We start from the raw sequence: 14956 nt of genomic DNA, 5'->3' as shown, positions 1-14956 counted from the left end.
CCCCCGGTGACCCCTGCGCGGGACGCGCGGAGCCGCGCCGTCCTCGACAAGGCGGCGCGCGAGAACTTCCCCGTGGCCCCCCGCTTCCTGCCCCGCGCCTGGCGGGACGACCTGATGGCCGTGTACGGCTGCGTCCGCCTCCTGGACGACATCGGCGACGGCGACCTGCCGCCCGGCGGCGCCGACGCCGCGCTGCTGGGAGTGGACCCCGGCCGGGCCGGCGACCGAGGCGCCCTGCTGGACGCCTTCGAGACCGATCTGCACCGGGTCTTCCGCACCGCCCGGGACCCGGGCGCCGAGGGCCGGGACGTCCCCCGCCACCCCCTGCTGTACGCCCTGGTGCCGACCGTGCGCCGCCACGCGCTGACCCCCGAGCCGTTCCTCGCCCTGGTCGAGGCCAACCGGCTGGACCAGAAGGTCCGCCGGTACGGCACCTGGGAGGAGCTGCTGGGCTACTGCGAGCTGTCCGCCAACCCCGTGGGGCGGCTCGTCCTGGCCGTCACCGGGACCACGACTCCCGAGCGCGTCCGCCGCTCCGACGCCGTCTGCACCGCGCTGCAGATCATCGAGCACCTCCAGGACGTCGCCGAGGACCTCGCGCTGCGCGACCGGGTCTACCTCCCCGCCGAGGACCTGGAGCGCTTCCGCGTCACCGAGGCCGACCTCGCCGCGCCCACCGCGAACGCCTCGGTGCGCGCCCTGGTCGCCTGGGAGGCGCGGCGCGCGCACGAACTACTGAACGAAGGAGTCCCGCTGGTGGCCAGCGTCCCCGGCATACCGAAGATCCTCATCGCCGGATTCACCGGCGGCGGGCGGGCGGCCCTGCGCGCCCTGAGCTCCGCCCGGTACGACGTCCTGGGCGGCGCCCCGCGGCCCACCCCGGCCGGTGTGCTGCGCGAGACCGCGGCCGTCCTGGGCCGGGCGAGGTGAGCCCGGTGGAAAGGCGGACCGCGAACGCGGAGCGGGCCGCGCGGCAGGCGCCGCCCTCCCCGCAGGTCTTCGCCGCCTACCGCTACTGCGAGGCCGTCACCGGGCGGCAGGCGCGCAACTTCGCCTACGGCATCCGGCTGCTGCCCACCGCACAGCGCCGGGCGATGTCGGCCCTGTACGCCTTCTCGCGGCGGGTGGACGACATCGGCGACGGCCCGCTGGAGACGGAGGTCAAGCGCGCCCGGCTGGAGGAGACCCGCGACCTGCTCGACCTCGTCCGCGCCGGAAAGGTCCCCGACGACGCCACCGACCCGGTCGCCGTCGCCCTGGCCGACGCCGCGGACCGCTTCCCGATCCCGCTGGGCGGGCTCGACGAGCTGATCGACGGAGTCCTGATGGACGTCCGGGGCCGCGCCTACGAGACCTGGGACGAGCTGAAGGAGTACTGCCGCTGCGTCGCCGGCGCCATCGGGAGACTCTCCCTGGGGGTGTTCGGCACCGTGCCGGGCGCACCCGGCGCCGACCGCGCCCCCCACTACGCCGACACCCTCGGCCTCGCCCTGCAGCTGACCAACATCCTGCGCGACGTGCGCGAGGACGCCACGGAGGGCCGCACCTACCTGCCCCGCGAGGATCTGGCCGCGTTCGGCTGCGACACCTCGCTGGACCGCCACGCGCCCCCCGCCGGCGGGGACTTCGCCGGGCTGGTGCGCTTCGAGGTGGGCCGCGCCCGCGCGCTGTTCGCCGAGGGACTGCGGCTGCTGCCGCTGCTGGACCGCCGCTCGGCCGCCTGCGTGGCGGCCATGGCCGGGATCTACCACCGCCTGCTGGCCCGTATCGCCCGCGACCCGCACGCCGTACTGCGCGGCCGGGTCTCCCTGCCGGCGCGCGAGAAGGCGTACGTCGCCCTGCGCGGCCTGTCCGGGCTCGACGCCCGGCTGGCCGCCCGCACGGCCCCCGGGGAGAGCGCGACATGAGCGGCGCACCCGATCCGCGCGCCGTCGTCGTCGGAGGAGGGCTGGCGGGCACCGCCGCCGCACTGCGCCTGGCCGACGCAGGGGTGGCCACCACCCTGGTGGAGAGCAGGCCCCGGCTCGGCGGGCTCGCCTTCTCCTTCCGCCGCTCCGGCGCGGCCGGCGAGCTGACCGTCGACAACGGCCACCACGTCCATCTGCGCTGCTGCACCGCCTACCGCTGGTTCCTGGAGCGCATCGGCGCGAGCGCGCTGGCCCCCCTCCAGCCCCGTCTGGACATCCCCGTCCACGACGCCGCGCGCGGCAGGACGGGCCGGCTGCGGCGCGCGGCCCTGCCCGCGCCGCTGCACCTGGGCCCTTCCCTGGCGCGCTACCCCCACCTCTCCCCGGCCGAGCGGCTGCGCGTGGGGCGGGCCGCCCTGGCGCTCGGACGCCTGGGCAGGGTCGACCCCTCCGACCCCGCCCTGGACGCCCAGGACTTCGGGAGCTGGCTGCGCCGCCACGGCCAGTCGCCGCGCGCGGTACGGGCGCTGTGGGACCTCGTCGGCGTCGCCACCCTCAACGCCCGCGCACCTGACGTCTCGCTCGGGCTGGCCGCGATGGTCCTCACCACCGGCCTGCTCAGCGAACCCGGCGCGGCCGACATCGGCTGGTCGCGGGTCCCGCTGGGGCACCTGCACGACACGCTCGCCGCCGCCGTGCTGGAGAAGGCGGGCGTACGCGTGGTCCGGCAGGGCCGTGCCCGGGAGCTGACCCGGGAGCCGGACGGCGCCTGGCGGGTCGCGGTGGACACCGGCGCGCGCCGGACCGGCCGGACGCTGCGGGCCGGCACGGTCGTCCTCGCCGTCCCCCAGCGCGAGGCCCACCGGCTGCTCCCCGAGGGCGCACTGGAGGAACCGGAGCGGCTGCTGCGCATCGGCGACGCGCCGATCCTCAACGTCCACGTGGTCTACGACCGCAAGGTGCTCCACCGCCCCTTCCTCGCCGCGCTCGGCACCCCCGTGCAGTGGGTCTTCGACCGCACCGCCGCCTCCGGGCTGCGGAGTGCGCCGGGAGGGGCGGCGAGCCAGTACGTCGCGGTGTCCCAGTCCGCCGCGCAGGACGAGATCGACCTGCCGGTCGCCGCGCTGCGCGACCGCTACCTGCCCGAACTGGCCCGGCTGCTGCCCGCCGCCCGGGAGGCGAAGGTGCGCGACTTCTTCGTCACCCGCGAGCGCACCGCCACCTTCGCCCCCGTACCCGGCGTCGGACGCCTGCGTCCCGCCGCCCGCACCGGGGCACCGGGGCTGTGGCTGGCCGGGGCGTGGACCGCCACCGGCTGGCCCGCGACGATGGAGGGCGCCGTGCGCAGCGGGCTGACCGCCGCCCGGGAAGCGCTGGCCGCCCTCGGCCGCCCGCACGACGACGTCTTCCAGGAGGCGGCGTGAGCACGACATCGAACGCAGAGGAGACCCCGTGACCCCGGCGACCCCGAGGACCCTGACGGACACAGCCGTCGACACCGCGAGCGTCATCGAGCTGCTGGAGCGCGGCCGCACCCTCGCCACGCCGATGCTGCGCGCCGCCGTGGCGCGGCTCGCGCCGCCCATGGACTCCGTCGCCGCCTACCACTTCGGCTGGATCGACGCACAGGGCAACCCGGCCCGCGGCGACGGCGGCAAGGCGGTGCGCCCGGCGCTGGCCCTGCTGTCGGCCGAGGCCGCGGGCGCCGAGCCCGCCACCGGCGTCCCCGGGGCGGTGGCCGTGGAACTGGTCCACAACTTCTCCCTGCTCCACGACGACCTGATGGACGGCGACGAGCAGCGCCGCCACCGCGACACCGTGTGGAAGGTGCACGGTCCGGCACAGGCCATCCTCGTCGGCGACGCCCTGTTCGCGCTGGCGGGCGAGGTGCTGCTGGAACTGGGCACCGCCGAGGCCGCGCGCGCCACCCGCCGCCTGACCCTGGCCACCCGCAAGCTCATCGACGGGCAGGCCCAGGACATCTCCTACGAGCACCGGGAGAAGGTCACCGTCGCCGAGTGCCTGGAGATGGAGGGCAACAAGACCGGAGCGCTGCTGGCCTGCGCCACTTCCATCGGCGCGGTCCTCGGCGGGGCGGACGAGGCCACCGCCGACGCCCTGGAGGCGTACGGCCACCACCTGGGCCTGGCCTTCCAGGCCGTCGACGACCTGCTGGGCATCTGGGGCGACCCGTCGGCGACCGGCAAGCTGCCCTGGAGCGACCTGCGGCAGCGCAAGAAGTCCCTGCCGGTGGTCGCCGCCCTGGCCGGGGGCGGACCGGCCGCCGAGCGGCTCGGGGAGCTGCTGGCCGCGGACGCCGCCAAGAGCCAGCGGGAGTTCGAGGACTTCAGCGAGGAGGAGTTCGCGACCCGCGCCGGGCTGATCGAGGAGGCCGGCGGCCGCGAGTGGACCTCCCAGGAGGCCCGCCGCCGGCACGCCACCGCCCTCGCCGCCCTGGACGGCGTGGACATGCCGGACCGGGTGCGCGAGCAGTTCGCCGCCCTCGCGGACTTCGTCGTCGTCCGCGAGGGCTGACTCCGTCCGCGGAGGCCGGCCGGCTCTGTCCGCGGCCGGCCGGCGGGCACCGCCGGAGCCGGGACGCCGGGGCTCCGGCGGTCAGGGCTCCAGGAGGCGGTCGCGCAGCCGCTCGCGCAGGCCGGGAGTGAGGCCGAGCCCCTCGGAGAGGTAGGACTCCACCCCGCCCCAGGTCTCGGTGATGGTGTCGAACGCCGCGTGCAGATAGGCGGGACGGACCTCGAAGAGGGGTGCGATCAGCTCTCTGACCTCGGGCGACATCCCGCCGCCCGCGTCGGGGGAGCGGTGGATCCGGTAGCGGCGGTGCGGGGCGTTGGACTCCAGGTAGTCCGCCTCGATCGCGTCCCGCTCCACGTCCAGAGCCAGCAGCGTCACCGCGATCGACAGCCCGGCCCGGTCCTTGCCCGCCGCGCAGTGCATCAGGGCGGGCACGCTCTCGTCGGCCAGCTCCCGCAGCAGCCGGCCGTGCTCGGAGGTGCGCTGCCGGACCATCATCCGGTACGACGCCACCATCCGGGCCTCGGCCTGCCCCTCGCCGAGCAGGGACCGCAGCAGTGCCAGGTCGCCCTCGCGCACCATCGTCCAGAACTCGGCGCCCTCGGCCGGGTCCGACAGCGGGATGTTCACGTTGCGCACGCCCGGCAGCTCCACGTCCGGGCCCTCCAGGGCCTGGTCGGCGGAGTTGCGGAAGTCGAAGACCGTGTGCAGGCCGAGCCGGGCGAGGAAGGCGGCGTCCTCCTCGGTGGCGTGCGCCAGGTGCCCGCTGCGGTAGAGCACGCCCTGGCGCACCCGCCGGCCGTCGGTGGTGGGCAGACCGCCGACGTCGCGGAAGTTGCGCACCCCCGCCAGCACTGGCTCCACGGTTTCGGATGTCATGGGCACTCCTTGCTCCGGCCTGACTCCGGCCTTGCTCCGGCCTCGCTCTGGGCGGCCGGGACGGCGGGGTCGGTACGCCGCCCGCCGCACAGCCCCGCACCGGCCACTGCGACCCTACGGCATGGGGGTGTGGAAGGGCCGGGGCTGCGCCGGGATGGGGCGGAAGCGTGGAGATCCGGTGGAACTACGGTGCCGGGTCCGGTGTCGGTCTGGTGCCCGGAGGTGAGGTGGGAGGCGTGGACGACGCACTGTTCCGGCTCCCGGCGGTCGAGGTGGCGCCGGGCGCGGTGCACCTGCCCGGCCACCTGGACGGGGCCGCGCAGCGTGAGCTGCTGGACGCCTGCCGCGCCTGGGCGCGGCCGCCCGCCGGGCTGCGCACCGTGCGCATGCCCCGGGGCGGGGAGATGTCGGTGCGCCAGGTCGGTCTGGGCTGGCACTGGTACCCGTACGGCTACGCCCGCACCGCGGTGGACGGCGACGAGGCGCCGGTCAAGCCGTTCCCGGCCTGGTTGGGGCGGTGGGCACGGCGGGCGGTGGAGGAGGCGTACGGGGACGGGTCCTGTACGGTCCCCTACGAGATCGCGCTCGTCAACTTCTACGGCGGAAAGGCCCGTATGGGGATGCACCGTGACAGCGACGAGCGCTCCCGCGACCCCGTGGTCTCGTTCAGCCTCGGCGACACCTGCGTCTTCCGGTTCGGGAATCCGGACGGCCGCGGACGGCCGTGGACCGACGTCGAGTTGCGCAGCGGGGACGCCTTCGTGTTCGGAGGTCCCTCCAGACTGGCCTACCACGGCGTCCCACGTGTCCACCCGGGCACGGCGCCACTTGGAACCGGACTGCGGGGGCGGGTTAACGTGACGGTCCGGGCACGGTAACTTGCCCCTGGCAAACGAGGGTTATGATCGTGCCGCCCTTCCCCACGGGGCGCGACGATGCTTTCACTCGTTGGGGGCTGGCGAAGGGTGGCGAATACGCCGACCTCGCCCGCGCCCCCGCTGGGTGACGATTAGCGTTGCGGCGGTGCCACGAGAGCCGGTGACGCACCGGCCCGCTGAGACGACCTCAACGTTCCGAGGACTGCGATGCCTGAGCCCCCGAGCCGCGCGGTGCAACAAGGAAGGGGAAGTTCCGCTCCCATGTCCGTCGCCTCCCCGCCCTCCCCGCCTTCCGTGCCCTCTCCTCCCGGCCGCCCGGCCCCTCCCGCGTACGACGGCGTCCCGAGCGCCGCTTCCGCACCGGGAAGGCGCAGGAGGAAGCGGGGCGCGGGCGCGGCACACGACACGGGGCACCGCAGGGGCCCCGCCCGCGACACCGCCGCCGACACCGCGCTGCGGCACCGCATGATCCGTCTCGCCGTCCTGCCCGCGGCCCTGGTCGCGGTCATCGCCGCGGCGGTCGTCGCCTACGTGCTGCGGGCGCTCGACGGTGTGCGGGAGGGGGTGTCCGCGGGGCCCGACGGCGCCACCGTCTGGGGCGTGCTCGGCGGCGCGCTGCTGCTCGGCTGCGCCGTGGTGGTCGGCGCCGCGCTCTCCGCCTCCTCCGAGGCACGTTCCACCGCCGAGCGCCACGCCCGGCTGCGGCAGGGCGCGGCCCACAGCCAGGGCGAACTCCAGTCGATGCTCCGCCGGCTGGAGAAGGGCGAGTGGCTGCGGCCGCCCGTGCACGGTCCGCTGCCCGAGCCGGAGGGCGACTCGCTGGGCCTCGTCGTCCACGACGTCAGCCAGGCCCAGCGCGCCGCCGAACTGGCTCTGGTCCAGGCGGTCGCGCTGGTGCGCAGCAACGCCAGCGGCAGCGAGGAGAAGGTCGAGGTCTTCGTCAACCTCGCCCGCAGGCTGCAGTCCCTGGTGCACCGTGAGATCGAGCTGCTGGACGAGCTGGAGAACGAGGTCGAGGACCCGGACCTGCTCAAGGGCCTCTTCCACGTCGACCACCTGGCCACCCGCATCCGGCGGCACGCGGAGAACCTCGCCGTCCTCGGCGGCGCGGTCTCCCGCCGGCAGTGGAGCCGCCCGGTCACCCTGACCGAGGTGCTGCGCTCGGCCATCGCCGAGGTCGAGCAGTACTCCCGGGTCAAGCTGGTGCCGCCGATCGAGGGCACCCTGCGCGGCCACGCCGTCGCCGACGTCATCCACCTGCTCGCCGAACTGGTCGAGAACGCCACGGTGTTCTCCGCCCCCAACACCCAGGTCCTGCTGCGCGCCCAGCGCGTCACCGCGGGTCTGGCCGTCGAGGTCGAGGACCGCGGGCTGGGCATGACGGCCGCCGAGCAGCACCGGATGAACGGACTGCTGGCCGACCCCGACGGGATCGACGTCGCCGAACTGCTGCAGGACGGCCGCATCGGGCTCTTCGTGGTCTCCTCGCTCGCCCGGCGGCACGGCATCACCGTGCAGCTGCAGACCAACATCTACGGCGGCACCCAGGCGGTGCTCGTCGTACCGGACGCGGTCCTGGGCGACGAGGGCGGGGAGGCGCAGCGGCGTGCCGCCGTGGAGGCGGACGCGGGCGGGCACCGGCCGCTGCCGCCCGAGACCCCCCGCCAGGAGACCCCCCGCCAGGAGACCTCCCGTCAGGACGCGCCCCCTCAGCAGTCCTACGCACAGCAGTCCTACGGGCAGCAGGACCACGGGCAGCACGCCTATGGGCAGCAGATGTACGAGCAGGAGACGGCCCGGCCCCTGCCCCACGCCGCCCCCGCGGCGCCTTCGGAGTACGGTCCGCCCCAGCCCCGGCCCCACTACCAGTCCTCCGCGGCGGAGGCCGCCGCCCCCGCCGCGCAGTCCGTGTCCGCCTCCCGGGCCGTACCGGCACCGCCGTTCCCGGAGGGCCCCGGCGGGCCGGAGGGCGCGGCGGGCGGCGACCGTCCGCAGCTCCCGCGCCGCCGTCGCCAGGAGCACCTCGTTCCCGAACTGCGCCAGTCTCCGCGGGCCCCGGGGGCGTCGGACGAGCCCGAGGCCGAGCACACTCCCGGCCTGATGGCCGCCTTCCGCCGGGGCGCCAGCCTCGCGGAGGGAACCGACGACAACACCCCCAGCCAGCCAAGCTAGTCCCGCGCACGGCTCTCACCCCAAGGAGAAGAACGCGATCATGGTGAGCGATGCCCCCATCGGCCAGACGACCGACCTGTCCTGGCTGCTGACCGGTCTCGTCCAGCGCGTCCCGAGCACCCGCAGCGCACTGCTGCTGTCCTCCGACGGCCTGGTGAAGGCCGCCCACGGACTGGACACCGACACCGCCGACCATCTGGCGGCGCTGGCCTCGGGCCTGTACTCGCTGGCCCGCAGCGCCGGCATCCGCTTCGGCAGCGGAGGAGAGGTGCGGCAGGTGGTCGTCGAGCTCGACACCGCGCTGCTGTTCGTCTCGACCGCGGGCTCCGGCGCGTGCCTGGCCGTCCTCGCCGAGAGCGAGGCGGACGCGGCCGTACTCGGATACGAGATGGCGATGCTGGTCAAGAGCGTCCGCCCGTATCTGGCCACACCGGCGCGGCAGCCGGCGGGGCACTGACGGATGCCGGAACCCGAGGAGAACTTGTGGTTGGACGACGCGGCCGGACGCCTGGTCCGGCCGTACACCGTCAGCAACGGACGGACGCGGCCGACGGCCGACTTCAACCTGCTGACGATGGTGCGGTCCACCGGGACCAAGCCGCAGAGCTATCTGGGACCCGACCACGCCCAGGTGCTGAGTTTGTGCGACGGGCCGATGACCGTCGCCGAGATCGCCGCCCACGTGCGGCTGCCCGCCGTGGTGACCAAGGTGCTGCTCTCCGACCTGGTGGACTGCGGCGCCGTGACCACACGGGCCCCCATGCAGATGGGGGCGGACCCGACCGACCGAGAACTGCTGGAGGCGGTGCTGCATGGACTCCGTAAACGACTCTGATCCGTTTCCGACCGCCCTGAAGATCCTGATCGCGGGCGGGTTCGGGGTCGGCAAGACGACCTTCGTGGGAGCCGTCAGCGAGATCGAGCCGTTGAGCACGGAGGAGCTGCTCACCCAGGTCAGCGCCGCCACGGACAGCCTGGAGGGGGTGGAGGACAAGACGACCACCACCGTCGCGATGGACTTCGGGCGGATCACCCTCAGCGCCAGGCATGTGCTCTACCTGTTCGGCACCCCCGGTCAGGAGCGCTTCTGGTTCATGTGGGACGAGTTGTCCAGCGGCGCGCTCGGCGCCGTGGTGCTCGCCGACACCCGGCGCCTGGACCAGTGCTTCGCGGCCGTGGACTACTTCGAGCGGCGCGGCATGGGGTTCATCGTCGCGGTCAACGAGTTCGACGGCGCCCACCGCTACCACCCCGACGAGGTCCGGGTCGCCCTCGACCTCAAGCCCGAGGTGCCGGTGGTGATGTGCGACGCGCGGCACGCCAGTTCCGGCACGCAGGTCCTCGTATCCCTTGTCCAGCACCTGATCGACTCAAGGAGTGGCCATGTCCCCCACGTCGTATGACCCCACCAGCCACCTGCTCCTCACACCCCAGGACAGTGAAGCCCCGGCGCGGGTGACGCGGTTGCGCGAGCTGGGCATCGGGGACGCCCCCATCCCGGAGTTCGACGACTTCGCCCGCAGGCTGGCGCAGACCACCGGCGCCCCCTACGCGATGGTCAACTTCATAGACGAGCACCGCCAGTACTTCGCGGGTCTGTACGCACCGGGCTCCGACCGGGCCGTGGAGCTGGGGCCGGCGCAGGCCTCCTCCCCGCAGGTCGGCCGGGTCATGGCCCGCGACCACGGCTACTGCCCGCACGTCGTGGTGCGGCGCAAGGCCCTGGTCCTGGAGGACGTCTGCGACTACCCCCGCTTCGCCGGGAACCCGGTCGTGGACGAGATCGGCATCCGCTCCTACCTGGGCGCTCCGCTCATCGACCGCACCGGCACGGCGCTCGGGACGGTCTGCGTGGTGGCGCAGGAGCCCCGCCCGTGGGGCCGCCAGGGACTGGAGACCATCAAGTCGATGGCCGCCGAGCTGGTGGACGAGATCCACCGGCGGGAGCAGGGCGCCTGAGCGGCGTCCGTTCCGTGAGTGCTCCGGCACCCACGGAACGGATCCGCCCGGCGGTCCGGCGGCTGCTCGGCGCCCGGCCGCCCCCCAGGAGCCCGCGCTCGCCGCTCAGCGCCTGTTGAGCAGCGTCTCCAGCAGCCCCGCGCGGCGCGCGGGCTCCTGGGGGGCGGCCTCGGGGAACAGCTCCGGTGCCGTCTCCGGGGTCTCCGCGGTCTGCGGGGGTATCCCGGCCGCGAGGTCCGCGTGGGCCGCGAATTCACCGGGGCCGTCGGGGTCGGTCCGCACCAGGTCCGACAGCCGCTCCGACCACTGGCCCTTCGCGGTGCCCATCGCCACCTCGCCCAGCCTCAGCCGCTGGATGTCCGAGGTCCCGGCGGGGGCGAAGATGTGATGGGCGTCGCGCAGATAGCGCTCGACGGGCCGGTCGGTGAACAGGCCCGCGGCGGCGTGGATCTCCATGGCCTCGCGTGCGGAGTCCAGGGCGTACTCCACGTTCACCAGCTTGGCGTTCATCAGCTCCGCGTCACAGGGCACGCCGCGGTCCAGCAGGTGCACCGCGTGGTAGGCGGCCAGCCGGGCCGTCATCAGCCGGGACTGCATCTGCCCCAGCTTCAGCTTGATGGAGCCCAGTTCGCCCAGAGGGGCGCCGTAGCGCTGCCGCTCGGCGCAGAACCTCGTCGTCTCCTCCAGGACGGCCTGGTGGATGCCGAGGGACACGGCGGTGAGGTTGGCGCGTCCGTACAGCACGCTCGAGGAGTAGGCCACGGACAGGCCGTCGCCCTCCTCGCCGAGCCGGTTGGCCGCCGGGACGCGGCAGTTGTCGAAGATCAGCTCGCCGAAGCTGAAGCCGTGCAGCCCCATCGAGGGCTTCTGCGGGGCCAGGGAGAAGCCGGGCCGGTCGGACTCCACCAGGAAGGCGGACAGTCCCTTGGAGCCGGGCCCGGTGCGCACCACTACGCCGTGCAGATCGCCGACGTGGCTGTTGCCGACGAAGACCTTGCGGCCGTTGAGGACGTAGTCGTCGCCGTCCCGGACGGCGCTGCTGGTCATGCCGAGGACGTGGCCGCCGGACTCCGGCTCGGTGACGGCGATCGTCGGCAGGCAGTCGCCGGAGGCGACCGCGGGCAGCCACTGCTTCTTCTGCTCCTCGCCGCCGAAGTGGAGGATCTTGGCGACGCCGAGCTGCGATGCCTGGACCATGGCGCCCATGGCCCCGCTCACCCGCGCGAGTTCCTCGATGACGATCGTCTTGGCGAGGTGACCCGCCCCCATTCCGCCGTACTCACGGGGGACGGTCACGCCTATCCACCCCTGGCGGGCGATCAGCCGGGACAGCTCGTGGGAGACCGCGCGTGACGCCTCCATCTCGGCTATCCGCGGCCGGACCTCCCGTTCCGCGAACTCCCTCACCTGCAGACGCAGGTCCTTGTGCCGCTGGTCGGCGAAGTAACCATCCATGACGAGCCCTCTTCTGCGGTACGCCCCCGCTTGCCTGTCAGGCGGGGGTGGAGCGTCTGCGGTGGTCCCGCCCCGTTCGGCCGACACCACCAACATCGTCTCCGGCGTGCGGATCATTTCAAGATCACTCCATGACTATGGCCGAAAATATGCCATTGGGTCATGCAGAGTGCCTTTCGCGGGGGGTGTTGATTGATCTGAACACGATGAGCCCTGAGCGGATTACCCGGGAGCACTACCCAGTGGCATAGCCCGGTTACACGACCCCCGTGTGTAACCGACGTCACAGAACCGTTCGCGCCGACAGCGTGCGATCGGACGCCCCGTCATGCTAAGGGCTGGGGTCTGTTCGGCCGGGGGTGTGGTGGGGAAGGGTCCTCCCGACCCGCCGACACCGAGGAGCGAGAGAACGTGACCCTGCGAGCGGATACCACCCCGGCCCAGGACGGACTGCCCGTCGCCACCTACACCTGGCTCCCGGCCGGCGCGACCCCCCGCGCGCTGGTGCAGATTGCGCACGGTGCGGCCGAACACGCCCTGCGCTACGACCGGTTCGCCCGCTTCCTGGCCGGGCACGGCTACGCGGTCGTCGCCTCCGACCACCGCGGCCACGGCGCCACCGCCGAACACACCGGCGGATACGGCGTGGTGGGGGAGAGCGGCTGGCGGGCCGTGGTGGAGGACCTGAAGGCGGTCGGCGACCGGCTGCGCGCGGAGCTGCCCGGTGTGCCCCACGTCCTGCTCGGGCACAGCATGGGCTCCCAGCTCGCCCGCGACTTCGCCCAGGAGCACGGTGGCGGGCTGGCCGGGCTCATCCTGTCGGGGACCTTCCGCTCGCTGCCCGGCGCGGAGCCGCAGGGGGCGGTGGAGCGGCTGCGGGAGGAGATCGACCGCGGCGGCCGCGCCGCCCCCTCGGACTTCGTGCCCGCCCTCTTCGGCTCCTTCAACGACCCCTACGAGCACCGCACCGGATTCGAGTGGCTCTCCCGCGACGAGGCGGAGGTCGACCGGTACGTCGCCGACGAGCGGTGCGGCTTCCCCTTCAGCGCCGGCCTGGCGCTGGACTGGGTGCTGGGGGTGCGCAAGACCAACGACCCGCGGCAGCTCGACCGCGTGCCGCGCGACCTGCCGGTGCACGTCGCGGTCGGCGACCGGGACCCCTGCCACCAGGGCATGACGCTGGTGTACGAACTCCTGGAGGACTTCCGCTACCTGGGGCTGCGCGATCTGACCTGGCGGGCCTACGAGGGCGCCCGGCACGAGATCCTCAACGAGACCAACCGCGACGAGGTCCAGGCGGACCTGCTGGCCTGGCTGGACGACCGCGTGTGAGAAGGCGCGTGTGAGAAGGGCGCGTGCGAGACGGCGCGCGGGGGCCGGGGCCGGCGGGACCACCGCGGACGGGCAGGCCGCGCGGGGCGGGCGTCGTCAGACCGCGGCGCCCGCCGTGAAGCCGGTGATCCGCTCCCGCAGCGAGCGCGGGTCCAGGCCGTGGGCCGCCAGGTGCTCGGCGGCCGTGCCGTAGCGGCGCAGCTCGGCCCGTGCCGTCCCCAGCCCGAGGATCCGGTGCGGGACGTCGGCCAGGGCCTCGGCGGCCGCCGCCGTGGAGGTGCCGGCCAGGTACGGCTCGACCAGGACGACCTCGGGGGCGCCGGAGCCGACGACGGCCGCACGCAGGGCGGCCGCGTCGAAGGGGCGGACGGTGGCGGCGTACAGGACCGTCGCGTCCAGTCCCCGTACGGCGTCGAGGACGCCGCCGAGCAGCGGGCCGACCGCGACGACCGCCGGAGCCCCGGGGCCGCCGCGCCGCACGGTGAGGAAGCCCTCGCCGGTGACCGGCAGGGGGCGTGCGTTGGTCTGCGCCGACAACCGGACGTACACCCGGTCGTCCCCGCGCCCGTCCCCGCCCGCGCAGGCGTGGCGCAGCAGCGTCTCGGCCTCGTCGGGGTGGCCGGGCACGTGGACGGTCCAGCCGTCCAGGGTGTCCAGCAGCGCCACGTCACCGGGCGCCATGTGGGTGAAGCCGCCGGCCGGCCAGTCGTAGGAGCCTCCGGCGCTCACCAGCACACCGCCCGTCCCCTGGTGCCCGAAGTCCAGCTTCAGCTGCTCGAAGGGGCGTTCCACCAGGAAGGAGGCGAAGGTGTGCAGTACCGGGCGCATGCCGGTGAGGGCCAGCCCGCCGCCCACGCCCACCAGCAACTGCTCGCGGATGCCGACGTTGACCACCCGGTCCGGGTGGCGCCCGGCGGCCCGGCGGAAGCCGTCCGCGCCGATCTCGGCGAGGACGACCGCCAGGCGCGGATCCTCGTCCAGCAGGCGGGAGACGACGGAGGCGAAGCGCTCGCGCATGGTGTCCATATGGGGATCTCCTCGTGCTTTCCGTGCCGGTCAGGCGTGCTTGGGTTCGACGCGGGCGACCACGGCGTGCGGGCGCCCGGGGTGCCGGCTGGTGTACGCCGCGTACAGCGCCTCGTGGTCGCGGCCGTCGACGGTCAGCGCCGACCAGCCCGCGGCCGTGAAACGGGAGGCGACGCCGCCGGGCAGGGGGTGGGAGGCGGAGGAGTTGTCGATCACCAGGACGTGCAGGCGGTCGAGCCCGGCGGCGCCCGCGAAGTCGATCGCCTCGTGGTTGCTGCCCTCGTCCAGCTCGGCGTCCCCGACCAGCACCCACACCCGCGGGCCGGACCGCCCGCGGGCGCGCAGCCCGAGAGCGGTTCCCACGGCCAGCGGCAGCCCGTGCCCGAGCGAGCCGCTGCCGATCTCCACGCCGGGGACCAGCGTGCGGTCGGGATGGTGCCCCAGCGGCGAGTCGTAGGAGCCGAAGCCCGGCAGCCAGCCGGCGGGGAAGAAGCCCCGGGCTGCGAGCACGGCGTAGTACGCCATCGGGCCGTGCCCCTTGGACAGCAGGAAGCGGTCCCGGCCGGGGTCGCCGGGGCGGTCCGGGGAGACCCTCAGCACCCTGTCGTAGAGCACCCACAGGGCGTCCAGGGTGGAGGTGGCGGCGGCGTCGTGCTTCTCGTCGCCGGTCATCAGGGACATCAGGGCCGGAAGGGCGTCGAATCCGAGGCTCCCGCGCGGTGCGGGGAGAGGCGCGGACGCGGGGGTGCCAGGCGGTGTCGAGATCGTCATGCCAAGAGGCTGCAATCTCAAGTCGGCTTGAGGTCAAGCGCTATG

General features: G+C 74.2%; 15 protein-coding genes. 11 read left to right on the top strand and 4 right to left on the bottom strand.

The features are described 5' to 3' along the window. Positions 1-6 precede the first annotated feature (6 nt). Genes hpnC through BMY40_RS05505 form a run of 4 tightly spaced genes read left to right on the top strand, consistent with a single transcriptional unit; the run spans position 7 to position 4442 of the window. Positions 7-930 carry a squalene synthase HpnC gene (gene hpnC / locus BMY40_RS05520; RefSeq protein WP_245769882.1) on the top strand — a complete coding sequence of 308 codons (924 nt, stop codon included), beginning with the start codon at positions 7-9 and terminating at the stop codon, positions 928-930. A 5-nt stretch (positions 931-935) separates the two neighbouring features. Beyond that, the gene (hpnD, locus tag BMY40_RS05515; protein WP_093656059.1) at positions 936-1907 is read left to right on the top strand and encodes a presqualene diphosphate synthase HpnD; all 972 of its coding nucleotides are present in this window, start codon (positions 936-938) and stop codon (positions 1905-1907) included. Further along, the gene (hpnE, locus tag BMY40_RS05510; RefSeq protein WP_093656057.1) at positions 1904-3331 is read left to right on the top strand and encodes a hydroxysqualene dehydroxylase HpnE; all 1428 of its coding nucleotides are present in this window, start codon (positions 1904-1906) and stop codon (positions 3329-3331) included. The genes hpnD and hpnE overlap by 4 nt, the downstream gene beginning before the upstream one ends. 28 nt (positions 3332-3359) lie before the next feature. After that, positions 3360-4442 (top strand): polyprenyl synthetase family protein, encoded by a 1083-nt coding sequence (locus BMY40_RS05505; RefSeq protein WP_410535638.1) that lies wholly within the window; start codon positions 3360-3362, stop codon positions 4440-4442. Between the two features lie 81 nt (positions 4443-4523). Here BMY40_RS05505 and BMY40_RS05500 read toward each other — a convergent pair whose 3' ends face one another. Further along, complete coding sequence (locus tag BMY40_RS05500) at positions 4524-5318, bottom strand: tyrosine-protein phosphatase (protein ID WP_093656055.1); 795 nt, start codon at positions 5316-5318, stop codon at positions 4524-4526. Positions 5319-5554: 236 nt separating this feature from the next. Here BMY40_RS05500 and BMY40_RS05495 point away from each other — a divergent pair, with 236 nt between their 5' ends. The 6 genes from BMY40_RS05495 (at position 5555) to BMY40_RS05470 (ending at position 10327) form a co-directional block, all read left to right on the top strand. After that, entirely contained in the window at positions 5555-6196 is a 642-nt protein-coding gene (locus BMY40_RS05495) for an alpha-ketoglutarate-dependent dioxygenase AlkB family protein (protein ID WP_093656740.1), read from the top strand. A 261-nt stretch (positions 6197-6457) separates the two neighbouring features. After that, on the top strand, positions 6458-8368 hold the full coding sequence (locus tag BMY40_RS05490; protein ID WP_245769881.1) for a sensor histidine kinase: 1911 nt from the start codon (positions 6458-6460) through the stop codon (positions 8366-8368). 40 nt (positions 8369-8408) lie between these two features. Continuing rightward, a complete protein-coding gene (locus BMY40_RS05485; protein WP_093656052.1) occupies positions 8409-8825 on the top strand; it encodes a roadblock/LC7 domain-containing protein in 417 nt (138 codons plus the stop codon). A gap of 3 nt (positions 8826-8828) precedes the next feature. Continuing rightward, positions 8829-9203, top strand: coding sequence for a DUF742 domain-containing protein (locus tag BMY40_RS05480; protein ID WP_093656050.1), 375 nt, complete (start codon positions 8829-8831; stop codon positions 9201-9203). Beyond that, complete coding sequence (locus BMY40_RS05475; protein WP_093656048.1) at positions 9181-9771, top strand: GTP-binding protein; 591 nt, start codon at positions 9181-9183, stop codon at positions 9769-9771. Before BMY40_RS05480 ends, BMY40_RS05475 begins: the two co-directional genes overlap by 23 nt. Then, positions 9752-10327 carry a GAF domain-containing protein gene (locus tag BMY40_RS05470; RefSeq protein ID WP_093656046.1) on the top strand — a complete coding sequence of 192 codons (576 nt, stop codon included), beginning with the start codon at positions 9752-9754 and terminating at the stop codon, positions 10325-10327. Before BMY40_RS05475 ends, BMY40_RS05470 begins: the two co-directional genes overlap by 20 nt. 105 nt (positions 10328-10432) lie before the next feature. Here BMY40_RS05470 and BMY40_RS05465 read toward each other — a convergent pair whose 3' ends face one another. Beyond that, positions 10433-11782, bottom strand: coding sequence for an acyl-CoA dehydrogenase family protein (locus tag BMY40_RS05465; protein WP_093656044.1), 1350 nt, complete (start codon positions 11780-11782; stop codon positions 10433-10435). A 411-nt stretch (positions 11783-12193) separates the two neighbouring features. On the opposite strand from BMY40_RS05465, the gene BMY40_RS05460 reads away from it, so the two are divergent. After that, entirely contained in the window at positions 12194-13114 is a 921-nt protein-coding gene (locus BMY40_RS05460; protein WP_245769880.1) for an alpha/beta fold hydrolase, read from the top strand. Positions 13115-13210: 96 nt separating this feature from the next. Here BMY40_RS05460 and BMY40_RS05455 read toward each other — a convergent pair whose 3' ends face one another. Beyond that, positions 13211-14140 carry a transketolase family protein gene (locus tag BMY40_RS05455; RefSeq protein ID WP_093656042.1) on the bottom strand — a complete coding sequence of 310 codons (930 nt, stop codon included), beginning with the start codon at positions 14138-14140 and terminating at the stop codon, positions 13211-13213. 30 nt (positions 14141-14170) lie between these two features. After that, positions 14171-14911: a transketolase gene (locus BMY40_RS05450; protein ID WP_093656040.1), complete on the bottom strand. Its 741-nt coding sequence runs from the start codon at positions 14909-14911 to the stop codon at positions 14171-14173. Between the last annotated feature and the right edge of the window lie 45 nt (positions 14912-14956).

Source organism: Streptomyces radiopugnans, assembly GCF_900110735.1.
GTDB classification, from domain to species: Bacteria; Actinomycetota; Actinomycetes; order Streptomycetales; family Streptomycetaceae; genus Streptomyces; species Streptomyces radiopugnans.
The sequence above is the reverse complement of the archived record's forward strand: the minus strand, read 5'-3'. Positions and strand labels throughout refer to the sequence as shown.

What these genes read in the sequence shown, in the direction of transcription:
- BMY40_RS05475 (WP_093656048.1), top strand. Translation starts at nt 9,181, where the DNA reads ATGGACTCCGTAAACGACTCTGATCCGTTTCCGACCGCCCTGAAGATC.
- BMY40_RS05480 (WP_093656050.1), top strand. Translation starts at nt 8,829, where the DNA reads ATGCCGGAACCCGAGGAGAACTTGTGGTTGGACGACGCGGCCGGACGC.
- BMY40_RS05455 (WP_093656042.1), bottom strand. Translation starts at nt 14,140, where the DNA reads ATGGACACCATGCGCGAGCGCTTCGCCTCCGTCGTCTCCCGCCTGCTG.
- hpnE (WP_093656057.1), top strand. Translation starts at nt 1,904, where the DNA reads ATGAGCGGCGCACCCGATCCGCGCGCCGTCGTCGTCGGAGGAGGGCTG.
- BMY40_RS05490 (WP_245769881.1), top strand. Translation starts at nt 6,458, where the DNA reads ATGTCCGTCGCCTCCCCGCCCTCCCCGCCTTCCGTGCCCTCTCCTCCC.
- BMY40_RS05450 (WP_093656040.1), bottom strand. Translation starts at nt 14,911, where the DNA reads ATGACGATCTCGACACCGCCTGGCACCCCCGCGTCCGCGCCTCTCCCC.
- BMY40_RS05500 (WP_093656055.1), bottom strand. Translation starts at nt 5,318, where the DNA reads ATGACATCCGAAACCGTGGAGCCAGTGCTGGCGGGGGTGCGCAACTTC.
- BMY40_RS05465 (WP_093656044.1), bottom strand. Translation starts at nt 11,782, where the DNA reads ATGGATGGTTACTTCGCCGACCAGCGGCACAAGGACCTGCGTCTGCAG.
- BMY40_RS05470 (WP_093656046.1), top strand. Translation starts at nt 9,752, where the DNA reads ATGTCCCCCACGTCGTATGACCCCACCAGCCACCTGCTCCTCACACCC.
- BMY40_RS05485 (WP_093656052.1), top strand. Translation starts at nt 8,409, where the DNA reads ATGGTGAGCGATGCCCCCATCGGCCAGACGACCGACCTGTCCTGGCTG.